The sequence below is a fragment of the Alteromonas sp. genome (genome assembly GCF_984505615.1).
The window spans coordinates 45,792-60,413 of sequence record NZ_CFHOXV010000017.1; the positions used below are offsets into that span (position 1 = coordinate 45,792).

Sequence of the window (14,622 nt, forward strand, 5' to 3'; positions counted from 1 at the left end):
CATATTTACAATAACTTATACAAACAAAATAAACTTACCTATTGCATTAAATAAGCTTAACTGGTGAAATTACGCCAACAAATAAACCTACGTAAATTTATTCAAGTGGTCAGTTTTTCATTTTTGAAACAATACAGGGTCATCATCGTCGTGCTTATTGCTGCATGCTGCCTTGCTACAGGTTTTTTTCAAAAATTTAGAAATCTGCCCTTAATTGCGCCGCAAACTGGTCAGGTTTTGAGCTGCGAGGACCGTTTTTCGTCTAATGCAGACGATTTCGACATCTATCTGACAGAGCAAACCTTCTCAGAAAGTGCGCTGAAAGCTTTCTGTCAGAACCCGGTGATTAAACGTCAGTTTGGTAATGTGAGAATTACGGTGGGACAAAATGACTACGATACCTACCGCTACATCAACCACGGCGTAAGTGATCTTGCCCTCGTAAAGAACAATGTTGTCAGCGCCTTTGGTGCCAGTGAAATTTATGGCTACGAAGAAGTTGCCTCCCACCAGGACTATGCAGCCTACTTTATCGCTTTAAAGGAAAAGCCGGTGCTGTCTAAGGAGTATTTGCTGGGTAAGCGGATTGGCATACTGGATTATCCGAGCAGCCGCTCAGGCCATATTGTGCCGAAGAAAGTGCTGAAAACTTTAGATTTGAATCCGAATAATGTAGAGCTGCATTATTACAGCTCTCATAAAGAGATGCGCAGAGCCCTGCTTTCCGGTGAGGTCGATATTATTTCATCCTACTGGGACAAAAATGACGGAGAGATCCTGTCGCGCACTTATATCACACCGCTGGAAAACAGCGTAAAAGGCATGCGCTGGTACCTGAAAATGCAGACCCGCAATACAGATTTAAAATGTGCCGTGCAAAACGTGATTCAGGCCATTTCTGCCGCACAGAATAAAAAATACTATCAGCAGGTAGAACTGAAGGAGCCTTGTGTAAATGCAAACGCTCAGTGAAATGACAGCCTCACAGTGGGGACGAACAGCAGCAGCCGCGCTGGGACTGTTTGCTCTGTTTCAATGCTGTATTTTCGCGGGTCAGTTTGCCGGTGCCTGGCTTGATCGTCACCAGGCTATTGATAATGTTGAACGACGGATAAGTCTTGATCTCGCCTATCTGGATGTGGGCAATGAAACGCTGAAAACACCGGTAAATGATGCCGCGGTCCGCCATTATATGCGCCGCATTAATGCAACTCTGGCGGAGCAGTCTTACCCTCTTACAATCAGTGAAATCCAGCACGTTACTGCCACTGCAGAGCCGGTGGAAGAAACGGTTGAAACCGCCACATTCACGTTATCCACCGCAGAGCAAAGTATCGACATTGGTTTGAGTCTTACTCCGCTATACTTTTCGGCTCAGGTACATCCGCTGGCCATTCTGGCGGCTTTGATTGCTGCCCCGGTGTTAATTGGTTACAAACCGCGAGCCAGAAGTAAGCGTAAGTCTGCGAAAGAAGAAGCACCGCCACCGCCCCAACCTAAACTGGTTATCGACCTTAACACGAAATGTATCGGCAACGGCGCGGACGGCCGGGCTATCCTGATGCAGAACAAGCCGTTCTGCTTTTACGCAGCGCTGGTCAGATACTGCATTGAGAATCCTGATGCGACCTTGCCACAAAATAAAGATGTGCCCCAGGAACTCATAACCATTGCTAACCGGGTTTTCCTGCGTCTGATCGAACTGGGCCATACCAAACGTAAAAGACCGGACTTCAATGCCAATCTGGATAAAACCTTAAGTGAGATCCGTGCGGCGCTGGATGAAACCTTTGAGCCCTTCCCGGTGGAAAAGGAAAAATATTATCCGCCCAGAGCACAGGGTGAAGGCTCCAGATCCAAACAGCATTCTTATGCACTTCCCCCGATTACTGATGAGGACATTGTTATACTCGGAAAATAAGCCTGATTGCTCCACCAGCCCAGAGAAAACGCCGTACCCGGTACGGCAGGTATTAGCTCAGCCAGTTGTGTCCGGTCTGCAAAGACTGAACCACTTTTTGACTGATCGTGAATTATACGTTGATTCGCGAGGGCCAAATGCGTATCTTTGCAGGAGGAATATCAGCCGTCCAGAGTTATGCAGTCGCCATTAATTATCGCTATATCCGGAGCTTCGGGCTCCGGGAAATCACTTTTTACTAAAAATCTGTTAAATGCCTTCAGTGCGCAAGGTCGCCCAGTACAAATATTACGGGAAGATCACTACTACCGTGCGCAGGACCACCTGCCAATGGAAGCGCGGGAGAAGAATAACTACGATCACCCTAATGCATTCGAACACGAATTGCTGAAAGCGCACCTGCAGGCGTTGCGCAATGGCGAACCCATTGATTACCCGCACTATTGCTTTAAAACTCATACACGTTTACCGGAAACAGAGCGTCTGAATCCGGCTCCGGTGATCATTCTTGAAGGTATTATGCTGCTGGCAAGACCAGAGTTATTACCTCACTACGATGTAAAAATCTTCATCGACACACCGCTCGACATTTGCCTTATGCGCCGCATGATGCGTGATGTTAAAGAGCGTGGCCGTACCCTTGAATCCATTGCCAAGCAATACGAATCAACGGTAAAACCGATGTACCATCAGTTTATCGAACCAAGCAGGTTCACAGCAGATGTCGTCGTTACACAAGGTGGCAAAAACCAAATCGCCCTGGATGTGATCAAGTCACATATACAACAGGCATTACAATAACAAAGGAACGTCATTATGGTGAGTTTACTGGGCATACTGCTATTGCCCGGAATTGCATTCTTATTGTCCTCTGCACGCCGGAATATTAACTGGCGCACAGTGGGCGGAGCATTCGCGATTCAGGCATTGATCGGCGCATTTATTCTTTATTTTGAGCCGGGCATTCAATTACTGCTCAGTATGACTGACTTCGTCGGCAACATCATCGGCTACAGTCAGGAAGGCATTAATTTTGTTTTCGGCGTGGTCGGTGACAAATCCCTCGGCTTCATTTTCGCCTTCAACGTGCTGCCGGTCATCATCTTCTTCTCATCATTAATTGCCGTCTTGTATTACCTCGGTGTGATGAGCTGGGTCATCAAACTCATTGGCGGCTTCTTACAAAAGGTCCTGGGTACCAGTCGTCCTGAGTCTATGTCCGCCGCGGCTAACATTTTTGTCGGCCAGACCGAAGCCCCTCTGGTAGTACGTCCGTTTATTCCCCACATGACAAAATCTGAGTTATTCGCTGTTATGGTTGGCGGCCTGGCGTCTATTGCCGGCTCGGTCATGGCGGGTTATGCCGGCATGGGTGTGGAGCTTAAATACCTGTTGGCGGCCAGCTTCATGGCGGCTCCCGGCGGCCTGTTGATGGCAAAAATCATGTTGCCGGAAACTGAGAAAGCAAAGGACGGACTGGAAGAAATCGATGCGTCTGAAACCGGCTATGCTAACGTGTTCGACGCGGCTGCCAGCGGTGCTGCATCAGGCTTGCAACTGGCACTGAACGTAGGTGCTATGTTGCTGGCATTCGTGGCACTTATCGCCATGCTGAATGGCCTTATCGGCTGGACAGGCACATTGTTTGGCTATGAAGACGTGACCTTCCAGGGCATTTTAGGCTACTTATTACAGCCGCTGGCATGGATTATCGGTGTTCCCTGGGAAGAAGCCCGTCTGGCAGGCAGTTTCATCGGTCAGAAGTTTGTGGTGAACGAATTCGTGGCATACCTCGACTTCCTTAAGCATCAGAGTGAACTATCCGAAGTATCTCAGGCAATTATCACCTTTGCCCTGTGCGGATTCGCGAATTTCTCCTCCATTGCTATTCTCATGGGAGGCATCGGTGCAATGGCACCCACCCGCCGTAAAGAAATTGCACAACTGGGTCTGAAAGCGGTTTTCGCCGCAACACTGTCGAACCTGATGAGTGCATCACTAGCCGGCTTTTATCTCTCGCTTGGCTGAGCCGGATACACCCGGAACCGTAAAAAAGTGAGCGCGGCTCACTTTTTTAACCAGAGAAACCAGACTAAATGGTCAGCTTTGTAACGAAAACTGACCACTTAACCTAACGGTAATTGACGTATATCAAAGGCCGTTACTTTTACGAAGACGCGGGATTCCCTATAATTCTGCGGTCATTTAATTAAGGTATCGTTATGCAATTAGAAGCTGTTGACTATCAGGCTCCCGGTGCACAGGAAGCATTCGTAGAATCCCTCCGTGAGACAGGATTTGGCGTACTGAAAAATCACCCAATCAGCCAGGCAATGGTGACCGGCATTTATCAGTCCTGGCAAACATTCTTCGACAGCGAAGAAAAGAATAATTACGTCTACAACAAAGGGACTCAGGACGGATTCTTCCCGCAAAGCGTATCTGAAGTAGCAAAAGGATTTACCAAAAAAGATATTAAAGAGTACTTCCACTTCTATCCCTGGGGTCAGTGCCCGCAAGCGTTGCGTCCTCAGCTGGCGGAATACTATGCAAAAGCAAACACGCTGGCAGAAGAGTTACTGGGCTGGATTGAGAAGCATTCGCCGGCTGAAGTCAGTAAACTGTACAGTCAGCCTTTGTCGAATATGATCAAAGACAGCGATCAGACCCTGCTACGGGTTCTGCACTATCCGCCGTTCCAGGGTGATGAAGAACCGGATGCTATCCGTGCGGCAGCCCATGAAGACATTAACCTTATCACCATTTTGCCCGCCGCGAACGAGCCGGGTTTACAGGTTAAAGGTAAAGATGGCAGCTGGATTGATGTACCCTGTGACTTTGGTAACCTTATCGTCAACATCGGCGATATGTTGCAGGAAGCATCAGGGCATTATTTCCCGTCAACCACTCACAGGGTGATTAATCCTGCCGGAACGGACATGACTAAGTCACGGATTTCATTACCCCTGTTCCTTCACCCGCGCCCTGATGTAGTGTTGTCAGAAAGACATACTGCACACTCCTATTTGCAGGAACGTCTCAGAGAGCTTGGCGTTATTTAACGGGCGCTTTGTAAGTCAGACAGCTTACTCATGTAACGATATTCATCCTGGCGGCTTTGCGCATGCTTAGCCGCCAGCTTCATGAAGTCAGCTGCGCGATCTATATTGCCCAGCTCGTAGTGCGCCTTCCCCATTCCGAAGAAAATTTCATGGCGGCTGTTATCCAGCCTGCGGGCCCGGTTGTAATGGATAAGCGCCTGCTCCGCATCACCGAAATCCAGCGCCTCTTCACCCAGGATGAAGTGATAGAAAGGGTTACTTTCCCGTTTATTACGCACACTCCTGGCAATGTCTCTGGCTTGCGCTGTGCGACCTTCGAGTTCATGCAGTAACGCCAGGTTTTCCCAGGCGGTTAAATTTTCACTGTCGAGCTTCAGTGCCAGCTCATAGCTTTCACGGGCGCTGTCCAGTAATCCGTGGCGCCGGTACAACACCCCGAGGTTCACCCATGTGGAACCGAACTCAGGATAAAGCAAAGCAGCTGCACGTAAATACGCATAGGCCTTTATGTCGTCATTGTTGAGCAAAGCATCAGCACCTTTGTTGTTATAAAACATAGCTGTGATTTTCTCTTTGCTTATGGCATTACGGGGGAAATGGGAGCGGATGGTCTGCGGATCAAAGTCCACATCGATGAAATGCGATGAAATCTGGTTCTTTCTCAGCGTGTCCGCAACGGATACCCGCAAATTAATATGACCATTGAGTAAATTCACTCCGCTGCGGCGGGTCCAGTATTCGGGAATATCCACTTCGTAGAATACTGCATTAAACCCGGCATAATCCGCCATGGCTTTCGCCATGATAGTCAGCGACAGGCAATTCGCGGCACGGTTCGCAAATGTCTCAGAAGCGATAGTGTTCGCATTGGTGATATAGCGGATCCCCAGTTCTCCGCCATCGAAGATTTGTCGGATCAAATTCTTAAGATTGTCTCCGTCGCCAGATAAAGGTGACTGTGAATTGTCGACAAATTCTCTGGCAGCGGCATCAAGCTTAAAGATTTCGTCTGCGGATTCCGGCGTATACTCATGGTACTGAGTGAAGACGTCATCGTTGAGGGGCAATTCGCTGGCGGTAAAGGATTCCGGTAATGATGCACAGCCGGACATAAGGACAACAAACAGCATACCGGTTAAAAGTCGAATCTGCTTCATATCGTCACCCCTGCTCAATTGGCGTGACTAAAGTATAGCCTATAACAATTATTTTACATTTAATTCACACTAGATATTCAACCGTTCATCGCAGAGCAGGAAATCTCACCGGTAACCCTGATTATTTTCAATGTGAACCGCTGATCCCTTTACAACAGTGACCAAAATCGGACATATTTTAACCTTACAGTCGAAATCTCACCGGAGATCTAATGAAACGTGTCGTGTTCAATCAGAAAGGGGGCGTGGGAAAGTCGACTATCAGTGCTAATTTAGCCGCGGAAAGTGCCAGAAACGGGCTCAGAACGCTGCTGGTCGATTTAGATGCCCAGGGAAACAGTACGCATTACTGCGGGGTGGATGTAAACGATGACAGCCTCACTGTTGCAGATATGTTTAAACAGGTTGTTGGCTGGTTTTCCAAACCTCAGCCGCCATCGGCTTTTGTCAGACCAACAGCATTTGAAAACTTGTCTGTCTTACCCGCCCATCCCAGCCTTACCGAGCTGGAGCGGGAACTCGAAACCCGCTATAAGATGTTTAAGCTGAAGGAAACACTGGCAACGCTGGAGGAAGATTTTGACCGCGTGTACATTGATACGCCGCCCAATTTCAACTTCTATTCCAAGGCTGCATTAATTGCTGCAGACAGCTTCATTATCCCTTTTGACTGCGATGACTTCTCTGTTCAGGCCATCGACCGTCTGCTCGACAACGTTCTGGAATTGCGTACCGATCATAATCCGGAGCTGGAACTGGAGGGTATCATCATTAATCAGTTTAACCCGCAGGCAAAGTTACCGGGAGAACTGATTGCTTCACTCAAAGAGAAATCCTTACCTGTGCTGGACAGCAAAATTAACAGTACAGTTAAAGTGAAAGAATCCCATTCTAAACGTGTTCCGCTTCCGTACCTCGCGCCTTCACATAAAGTCAGTCAACAACTGGCTGCATTGTGGCAGGAACTGGAAGGAAAACGCTGACCGGGTTGCCCCCTGCCCGTCGCTTTTCTTCTTTATACGGCTGACGACGCTATCTGTTCCTGCTTATCGTCAGCCCTTCCGGGACGGCGAACTTTTTTCTGTGCTGCCCGTAAATACCGGTAGTAGTATTAATTAATATACGGTATCACGTCGAATAGCCGCGTGTTTGCCGTGTATTGACAGAAAAATCAAACTTAAAGAAGTATCATTCTCAATATAGCCTACAATTAACTACCGGATTACGGAGTAACAATGCCTACATTACATCAGTACCTGCACTGCCCCTATTGTGTCCGCGCAGACATGACAGCTAACTATCTGGGCATAGAGCATAAAAAGTCGTATTTGCTTAACGATGATGAAGCGACCTGTCACAAACTCATCGGCGCAAAAATGGTTCCTATTCTGGAATTTGACGACGGCACGGCCATGGGTGAAAGCCTGGATATTGTGGAAAAGCTGATAGAAAAGGCTCCTGCGGGGAAAAAGTTGTTACCGAAGACAGAACCGGAAAAATATACCAAACACCTGGAATCCGTTTCGTTTGAAATAAACGCGCTGCTGTTTCCCCGCAATGTCATGATTGAGCAGCCGGAGTTTGCAACAGAAGAAGCCCGCGAGTATTTCAGGAAGAAGAAAGAGAAGTCCCTCGGTATGTCATTTGAAGAGGCTTTTGATAATACAGAGCAGTATAAAAAGGCAGTAGAAGTGGCACTGGCAGATATGCCTGCCCCCCCTTTGCCGGCTCAGCAAATGAACCAGTTGGGATGGAATGATATCTTTATTTCCCGGTTTTAAGAAACCTGACAATGGTAGAAGATTTGGCGATGCCCGATGAACTGGCACAGTATGTTGCTGCGGTGGCAGAGCTTACAGATATAAAGTTGTACACGGATTTAGCTAAATAATCCGTTCAGAGAAAATAAAAAAGTTGTACTTAAATTTGGCTTGCCGTTAATGTGGCATTTATAGTGGTCGAATGAGTACAACTAAAGGAGTAATCAGGTGGTAATCCGGTCGACTTCCCGCTCACTGGCAGATTGTCATGTTCTTATCGTTGATGACCAGGCGTCAAGTCGTCTGGTCATGTCGACGTTGCTGGAGAATGTGGCCCGTTGTGACTCTGTTGCCAGTGCAGAAGAAGCCCTGGAGTTTTGCAGCAGAACCCTGCCTGATTTAATCCTTATGGATGTGTTTATGCCAGATATGGATGGCCACGAAGCGTGCCGTCAACTGGCTAACAACCCCAAAACCCAGCACATTCCCGTCGTATTTGTTACTGCTTCAGTGTCCGATGAGGAGCAGGAAAAGTGCTGGAATGCCGGTGGTGTGGATTTTGTGCAAAAGCCGGTTAATGCCACCACACTGATAAATCGCGTAAAGTCTCACCTGGCCCATAAACTAAAAACTGACCTGCTTGAGCAGCTTATTTATACCGACAGGCTAACAGGCTGCTTTAACAGGCATTATCTTGAAGAGAGCTTACCGGATATTGTCAGAGAGTCCGACCGCACAGGCACACCGCTCTCGATTGCGATTTTCGATATCGATTTATTCAAGCAGTACAACGACAAGTATGGTCACATTGAAGGTGACACCTGCTTGTGGAAAATTGCCAAGGCTTTAAAAGGTTCACTGCTAAGACCGATGGACAGATTAATACGGGTTGGTGGTGAGGAATTCCTGATTATCCTGCCGGGCACCCATGAAGAAGGCGCGCAAACAGTATGTGAGCGCATACTTCAGACAGTGAGTACTGAGCATATTGCTCACGCCCTGTCTCCTTCCGGTTTTTTAACCGTCAGTGCCGGTGCTGCAACTTATCACCCGAATTCTGCAGACATGATTGATGAAACCATGCTTGCGGCCGATAAATGTTTATATCTGGCAAAAGAAAACGGCCGTAACTCCTATGCGTTTGTCGGTCCGGACGGAGAATCACAGGTAGGTGCAGGATGAATGACTTTCCGGTATTAGATAAAGAAACCGCATTATCGCGGCTGGCAAATAATCACAGCCTGTATAACAAAGTGCTGGTCATGTTTACTGAGCAGGCCGGAGAGATGCTGACCATGCTGGAAACACTGCCGCAAGACCAGATAGCAGATCAGCATCTTGCACTGCATTCACTGAAAGGATCTGCCGGAGAAGTGGGTGCCACCAGACTGTTCTACACCCTGCAGCAAATTGATCAGACCCTGAAAACAGCGCCGGAGCATGTCACTGCAGATCAAATTGAAGATGTGATTGCGGAAATCAGGCGCATACTGAACATAACGGCTCCCGGTAACCCCGCCGCCTGAATTACGGCATCAGGATACCGCTAACCGGTAGCCCTTATTTTCTGAATCATCGCAGGGCTATGCCGTACTTCATGACAAAAGCGCAACAGTGCATCCAGTGAGTCCGGTTTTGCAATCAGGTAACCCTGGAAATAACGGCAACCCAATGCAATAAGTTTATCCAGCTGCTCTGCAGTCTCCACCCCTTCTGCAACTACGTCATACTGACATATGCGGGCAATCGACACGATAGCATCCACAATCACCGCACTTTTCTCACTCTCCAGCGTCCACACAAAACTGCGGTCGATTTTAATTTCATTCACCGGCATATTCAGCAAATGTTGAAGAGAAGCATGACCAGTACCGAAGTCATCCAGCGATAACTTAACACCAAGATTGCGGATGGCCTGAATAGACTCAAAACAGATGGTATTTACATCAATAAAAAAGGTTTCTGTGACTTCCAGACACAGACTGCCAGGCCTGACGTGATACTGGTCAATCAGCCTGCTGAGTTCTTCCGCAAACCGGGTATCCATCAGCTCTTTTGAAGAAATGTTTACCGATAAGACAAAATCCGGCTGCTGGATCTTCTGCAATGCCAGAATAGCCTGCTCAAGCACCCAGAAGTCTATTTCACGAATGAGTCCGGCCTTCTCAGCCACTCTGATATAAACTTCGGGAGAAAAGCTCTTAAGGGGCAAGTGGGACGTCCGTAACAACACTTCTGCACCGGCAATCCGGTTTTCCTCACTGTCGTAAACAGGCATAAATACCAGATGAAAGGCTTTGTTCGCCAGTGCGATCCGCAGTTCCTGCTCAACAAATCTCGCCTGACGATATTCTTTCTTAAGTTCAGGCTGATAAATTTTATAGCCGGGTTCGTTGTCCATGATCGCGTCGATGGCAATGGTCGTCTGAGCGAGTAACTCATCAACAGTCATTCCTCTCTCACCACGGGCAATCCCCAGCTTTACATCCAGTCTTAAATGCCCCAGAGAAGGAATATTCACCCCTTTCTGGGAAGCCGAGATTAAATTACCAAAGAAAGCCTCGTCGAAATCCTTCAGCACCAGCAGGATATTCTCATCCTGCTTCCGGACCAGAAACGCCTCACGGTGCTTATCCTGAGTGAAAGGACCAAATGTGGCTTTGATCAGTGATGTGACCGTTTCCTTTGAAAATTCCCGTTGCAGGGCAAGGTAATTTCTCACTCTGATATTCACTATGGTCAGCGGAGTGTTTAACTTACCCGGATAAAGTCGCTTAAGACCATTCAGATTAATAAATCCAGAGTCGGGGTCTCTGTCTGCGAGCAGCTGGAGCTTTTGCATCTCTACCCGCTTGACGACGACAAAGTGACACAGAAAAACCAGCATTACCGCCGGCCATATTAATGCGAGAAACAAATTCACCGATGCAGGTGTAATGATGTGACGTTTTAACAACAAACTATTGAGATACAGTTTATAGCGTCCTGGATCCAGTTGATTCAACGTTTCAACCGACACCAAAATACTGGCCACCGCAGACAAATCACTTGCCGCGATGTCGTAGGGTACCTGATAGAGCTTTTCCCACCAGGCATCCACCACGATACGATCACGGTTGATGAGCTGTACACCGTCATCAGGTAAAAAATAAACGGACTGAAAGCGCTTGGTACTGAGATCGTTTTCGTCGTACTCAACGTCATCCCTCAGAGAAATAAATGTCACACCGGCCCGGTGCTGTGCCCCCGGGTTATCTGACTCAATGAATGCATCTACTTCAACTTCGTCCAGATTCGCATATGAAGGCAGTGATAACGTGTTATCTGCACCGGTGTATTTGAATTTCAAACCACATAATTCAAATAACCTTGGCTCAGACACAGAACAATCGAGAACATAACCTGATTTCGTTTTTTCAAACTGACTTTCTTCCCGGTAGCCGGCAACATCTACCACGCTTCCATTTGCAAGCACATCTTCAATCACCAGATTAAATGGCGAATAGCTGAACGTCACCAGCATCAGACTGATAAAAGCGAGGCCGGAAAAGGCATACTTATACAGATGCAGTGAAAAGAGTGCTGAATGTAGTGAAGAAGGAGTTCTGCTGACCATTACCGGTAAAATTGCTAACTATTTATAAATCCAATAACCCATTGGTTAATGTCAATAATTTTACCGATATGACATTTTTATAAAGTATAGTTTTCGATAAGTTGTTATGACCAACATGACGAAAAACTACACTTTAGTCTAATAATACAGCGCGGAATCAAGCGTTTCCGCTAACAGAGCAAAAGGATGAAAATAATAAGTTTATAAGCAATTTGCACTGAAACAGCCAAAAAAATAACTAAAACAAAGAAATAATGAATATTCAGAATAACAGCAGCTTGCTGAGAATATAGAATAGATTGTACTGCTTTGAAGTTTACTACAGAAGAGTATAAAAAGAATGGTGCCCAGGGGCGGACTTGAACCGCCACGCCCGTTAGAGCACTAGCACCTGAAGCTAGCGTGTCTACCAATTTCACCACCTGGGCATAAGAGACTTTGTGTATCGGGCGTTTGCCCCGTCTCGTTGTGGATGCGCAATTTACGGATGTTCGGTGTCTTTGTCAATCAACAAATTCAGTTTTTTTCCATTTTTTTGCAAGAAATGGCCTGAGTGTGCAGTAAATCGCCAACACTGACTACTTTCCCGCCATTCAGCACCTGATTTTGCGCAAACCAGAGTTGCAAGGTTGCCATGGCATCATCCAGCGCATTGTGAGCTGGTGCAGCAGGCAACCCCAGGCGCTGCCGGCAAACCGTTAACGTTGCACTGTTTGGCGGCAGTACTTCATGGTGCTTTTTAAGTTGATAGACTGCCAGCTTTAACGTATCCAGTACCACCACCGGCGGACAGGAGATTTGCTGAGCCGACAACGCCGCCTGTAACACGCTTAAATCCAGATTAGCGTTGTGACATACCCACAGATGCGTTCCGGCATAACCGACCAGTTGCTCCAGTACCTCTTTAATATGCGCCCCCTGCGCTATGTCGGCACCGGTAAGACCGTGGATGACCGGGCTTTGGGCAAGATCCGCACGGGTTCTGACAACTGAATAAAAGCAACGGCTGATATCTATGTGACTTCCCCGTCCTTCTACCCAGCCGGCAGAGGTAATTTGCGCTTCACGGACATCCAGTGATGTCAGTTCCAGATCAACGGCCAGCAACGGCAGCGTTGCCAGCGACTTCTCCGCCCAGCCTTCCGGCAGTGGCGGGGCTCCTGCCAGCCAGCGCTTTAACATACTCAGCATGGTCAGCTCATGCCTCCGGAGAAATTCATCACCGCACCCTGCTGCGCTCTGTCGATAGCCTTAAACGCGGCTTTAAGCTGATGCTTTTCTATGGATGACAATGAAGAGACTGATACCCGGTTGTCTGTGACATTGCCGGACAACTGATGACGCCAGCGCAGACGGTTCAGAAACAGCCAGATATCCCGGAGATTTTGGGCATCTTTAGTCGATAATCCGGAACCTGACGGCAATGCCGCCAGCCGTGCCAGTGTAGAGGGCATGGTTAAGCCGTTTGCCAGCGCATAAATGCGGGCAAGATTATTGATGATTGCGATGGCCTTAACCTTCAAATCAATCACATCCTTTTCTTCGTAACCTTTCTCGTAAACAAATTTTTGAAACATCGAGAGAGGGACGGAAATATCATTATTGTGACGCGCCAGCGCAGCCAGAAACATCTTTTGCTTCAAAAGCGGCGCTCTGACAAGTTGCATCTTTCTGAACAGCTCTGCGTCTCCCGCAGCACAGCGGGCATCCAGAAAAATATTGAAATGCATAATCGCTTTAGGCGTTGGTTGCCTGACCCATTCACCGGCTTCCTTCTCAGCCTGTGCCAGTGACAAACGCAATTCCGGATTCGATGCCATGATATTGCCGTCACATAACTTGATACCGCACTTCGCCAGACCATTGCACACATAATCCGCCATGCCGGCAAAGTAGTCTGCCTGGCTGTCAGTCGGCGTGGTTTCCAGTAACAGACCATTATCCTGGTCTGAGCCCATTGTTTGATCTTCACGGGCCTGGGAACCATACACCACCCAACTGTATCGCAACGGTGCCGGTCCGTGTTCCCGCTGGTAATAATGTATCAGTTTGCGGGTCATAATATCCGTTGCCTGAGACAATACTTTACCGGCAATATCGAAGTCACCGGGCCGTTTTGCATGGGTGGCAAAGTAGTGTGGCATCTGCCAGGACAGGCGGGTGAGTTCATAGAGGTTATCGGCTTTCGACAATTCACCGATGATGTAAAGCACGTTACCCCGCTGGTGACGGACAATATCTGATGCGGTAATCATTCCCAGCGGTTTACGGCTGTTCCTGTCCACCACCGGCAGGTGATGGATATTACGTTCACTCATCAGTGCCATAGCATCGAACATGGTCCGGTACTGATGAATCATGGCCGGCGTGGCTGTCATAATGTCAGCGACAGACAGGGAAATATCAGCGCCTTTTGCCACTACACGGTTGCGGAGATCTCTGTCGGTTACAATGCCCACCAGCTTTTCGTCACGGGTGATCAGCAAAGAAGACACCTTGTTTTCCGACATGATTTGCGCGGCCTGCTGAATACTCACAGATTCTGCCGCCTGAACAGGCTCATGTTCAATGACCTCATGCAGTGCCTTGTAGAGCCACATGGAGTTAGATTCCACGACAGCCTGATTTTGCAATGCACCGGTACGGGTACCGTGAAAGAAATCAGCAATCGCAGGGAAACTCAGGACACGATGAAACGCAGCGGCGGTGAAACAATACACCAGCCCGGGTTTATCGACTTTTACCGACAAGGGGTAATCTATGTTATCCAGCAATTTGGGATAACCGAAATAGTCTCCCTCGCTGAGGTGACGTTCACTCTGCTCTGCGTCTTTCACCGAAAACTGACCATTCTGGATCAGAAACAACCGCCCTTCATTTTCTTTCAGCAACGTCTCTGTGTTGTCAGCAGTGAGGTAAATCAGGCTGGCTTGTTTCGCCAGATGAATCATCTCTTCTTCATTCAACTGGTCAAAAGGTGCAGAGGTTTTCAGAAAGTCTGTGACTTGTTGTGGCACAACGCTCATTGTTTAATCCTCAAAAAGAATAAAGCTCACCGCTGAGGGTGAGCTTTACAGTTTCTGTCGTCAGTAGTTAAGTGCAACAG

General features: G+C 47.9%; 12 protein-coding genes, 1 tRNA gene and 1 pseudogene. 9 read left to right on the forward strand and 5 right to left on the reverse strand.

Annotated elements, in window-relative coordinates; genetic code table 11:
- Window positions 1–237 precede the first annotated feature (237 nt).
- The 5 genes from AC4PME_RS11295 to AC4PME_RS11315 all read left to right on the forward strand — a co-directional run bounded on the left by AC4PME_RS11295 (window position 238) and on the right by AC4PME_RS11315 (window position 4,983).
- Window positions 238–972 (forward strand): PhnD/SsuA/transferrin family substrate-binding protein, encoded by a 735-nt coding sequence (locus tag AC4PME_RS11295; protein WP_491046008.1) that lies wholly within the window; start codon window positions 238–240, stop codon window positions 970–972.
- On the forward strand, window positions 956–1,921 hold the full coding sequence (locus AC4PME_RS11300) for a hypothetical protein (protein WP_491046007.1): 966 nt from the start codon (window positions 956–958) through the stop codon (window positions 1,919–1,921). The genes AC4PME_RS11295 and AC4PME_RS11300 overlap by 17 nt, the downstream gene beginning before the upstream one ends.
- 177 nt (window positions 1,922–2,098) lie before the next feature.
- Entirely contained in the window at window positions 2,099–2,722 is a 624-nt protein-coding gene (udk, locus tag AC4PME_RS11305; RefSeq protein WP_119502591.1) for a uridine kinase, read from the forward strand.
- 15 nt (window positions 2,723–2,737) lie between these two features.
- On the forward strand, window positions 2,738–3,949 hold the full coding sequence (locus AC4PME_RS11310; protein ID WP_119502592.1) for a NupC/NupG family nucleoside CNT transporter: 1,212 nt from the start codon (window positions 2,738–2,740) through the stop codon (window positions 3,947–3,949).
- A 194-nt stretch (window positions 3,950–4,143) separates the two neighbouring features.
- On the forward strand, window positions 4,144–4,983 hold the full coding sequence (locus AC4PME_RS11315) for an isopenicillin N synthase family dioxygenase (RefSeq protein ID WP_119502593.1): 840 nt from the start codon (window positions 4,144–4,146) through the stop codon (window positions 4,981–4,983).
- Here the strand turns inward: AC4PME_RS11315 and AC4PME_RS11320 are convergent.
- Window positions 4,980–6,140 (reverse strand): tetratricopeptide repeat protein, encoded by a 1,161-nt coding sequence (locus AC4PME_RS11320; protein WP_491046006.1) that lies wholly within the window; start codon window positions 6,138–6,140, stop codon window positions 4,980–4,982. The two genes, AC4PME_RS11315 and AC4PME_RS11320, sit on opposite strands and share 4 nt — an antisense overlap.
- Window positions 6,141–6,352: 212 nt before the next feature.
- On the opposite strand from AC4PME_RS11320, the gene AC4PME_RS11325 reads away from it, so the two are divergent.
- The 4 genes and pseudogenes from AC4PME_RS11325 to AC4PME_RS11340 all read left to right on the forward strand — a co-directional run bounded on the left by AC4PME_RS11325 (window position 6,353) and on the right by AC4PME_RS11340 (window position 9,426).
- A complete protein-coding gene (locus tag AC4PME_RS11325; protein WP_491046005.1) occupies window positions 6,353–7,123 on the forward strand; it encodes a ParA family protein in 771 nt (256 codons plus the stop codon).
- 252 nt (window positions 7,124–7,375) lie between these two features.
- Window positions 7,376–8,031: pseudogene (gene grxB, locus AC4PME_RS11330) on the forward strand (glutaredoxin 2).
- A 97-nt stretch (window positions 8,032–8,128) separates the two neighbouring features.
- A complete protein-coding gene (locus AC4PME_RS11335) occupies window positions 8,129–9,082 on the forward strand; it encodes a GGDEF domain-containing response regulator (protein WP_491046004.1) in 954 nt (317 codons plus the stop codon).
- Window positions 9,079–9,426, forward strand: coding sequence for an Hpt domain-containing protein (locus AC4PME_RS11340; protein WP_491046003.1), 348 nt, complete (start codon window positions 9,079–9,081; stop codon window positions 9,424–9,426). Before AC4PME_RS11335 ends, AC4PME_RS11340 begins: the two co-directional genes overlap by 4 nt.
- Before the next feature lie 20 nt (window positions 9,427–9,446).
- Here AC4PME_RS11340 and AC4PME_RS11345 read toward each other — a convergent pair whose 3' ends face one another.
- From AC4PME_RS11345 to AC4PME_RS11360, 4 genes are all read right to left on the reverse strand, one after another.
- Complete coding sequence (locus AC4PME_RS11345) at window positions 9,447–11,516, reverse strand: EAL domain-containing protein (RefSeq protein WP_491046002.1); 2,070 nt, start codon at window positions 11,514–11,516, stop codon at window positions 9,447–9,449.
- Window positions 11,517–11,857: 341 nt separating this feature from the next.
- Window positions 11,858–11,944, reverse strand: a tRNA-Leu gene (locus AC4PME_RS11350).
- 88 nt (window positions 11,945–12,032) lie between these two features.
- Complete coding sequence (locus AC4PME_RS11355; RefSeq protein ID WP_474867412.1) at window positions 12,033–12,707, reverse strand: 3'-5' exonuclease; 675 nt, start codon at window positions 12,705–12,707, stop codon at window positions 12,033–12,035.
- Between the two features lie 2 nt (window positions 12,708–12,709).
- The gene (locus tag AC4PME_RS11360; RefSeq protein WP_119502600.1) at window positions 12,710–14,542 is read right to left on the reverse strand and encodes a DUF294 nucleotidyltransferase-like domain-containing protein; all 1,833 of its coding nucleotides are present in this window, start codon (window positions 14,540–14,542) and stop codon (window positions 12,710–12,712) included.
- Between the last annotated feature and the right edge of the window lie 80 nt (window positions 14,543–14,622).

What these genes read in the sequence shown, in the direction of transcription:
- AC4PME_RS11300 (WP_491046007.1), top strand. Translation starts at nt 956, where the DNA reads ATGCAAACGCTCAGTGAAATGACAGCCTCACAGTGGGGACGAACAGCA.
- udk (WP_119502591.1), top strand. Translation starts at nt 2,099, where the DNA reads ATGCAGTCGCCATTAATTATCGCTATATCCGGAGCTTCGGGCTCCGGG.
- AC4PME_RS11310 (WP_119502592.1), top strand. Translation starts at nt 2,738, where the DNA reads ATGGTGAGTTTACTGGGCATACTGCTATTGCCCGGAATTGCATTCTTA.
- AC4PME_RS11315 (WP_119502593.1), top strand. Translation starts at nt 4,144, where the DNA reads ATGCAATTAGAAGCTGTTGACTATCAGGCTCCCGGTGCACAGGAAGCA.
- AC4PME_RS11320 (WP_491046006.1), bottom strand. Translation starts at nt 6,140, where the DNA reads ATGAAGCAGATTCGACTTTTAACCGGTATGCTGTTTGTTGTCCTTATG.
- AC4PME_RS11325 (WP_491046005.1), top strand. Translation starts at nt 6,353, where the DNA reads ATGAAACGTGTCGTGTTCAATCAGAAAGGGGGCGTGGGAAAGTCGACT.
- AC4PME_RS11340 (WP_491046003.1), top strand. Translation starts at nt 9,079, where the DNA reads ATGAATGACTTTCCGGTATTAGATAAAGAAACCGCATTATCGCGGCTG.
- AC4PME_RS11345 (WP_491046002.1), bottom strand. Translation starts at nt 11,516, where the DNA reads ATGGTCAGCAGAACTCCTTCTTCACTACATTCAGCACTCTTTTCACTG.
- AC4PME_RS11355 (WP_474867412.1), bottom strand. Translation starts at nt 12,707, where the DNA reads ATGCTGAGTATGTTAAAGCGCTGGCTGGCAGGAGCCCCGCCACTGCCG.
- AC4PME_RS11360 (WP_119502600.1), bottom strand. Translation starts at nt 14,542, where the DNA reads ATGAGCGTTGTGCCACAACAAGTCACAGACTTTCTGAAAACCTCTGCA.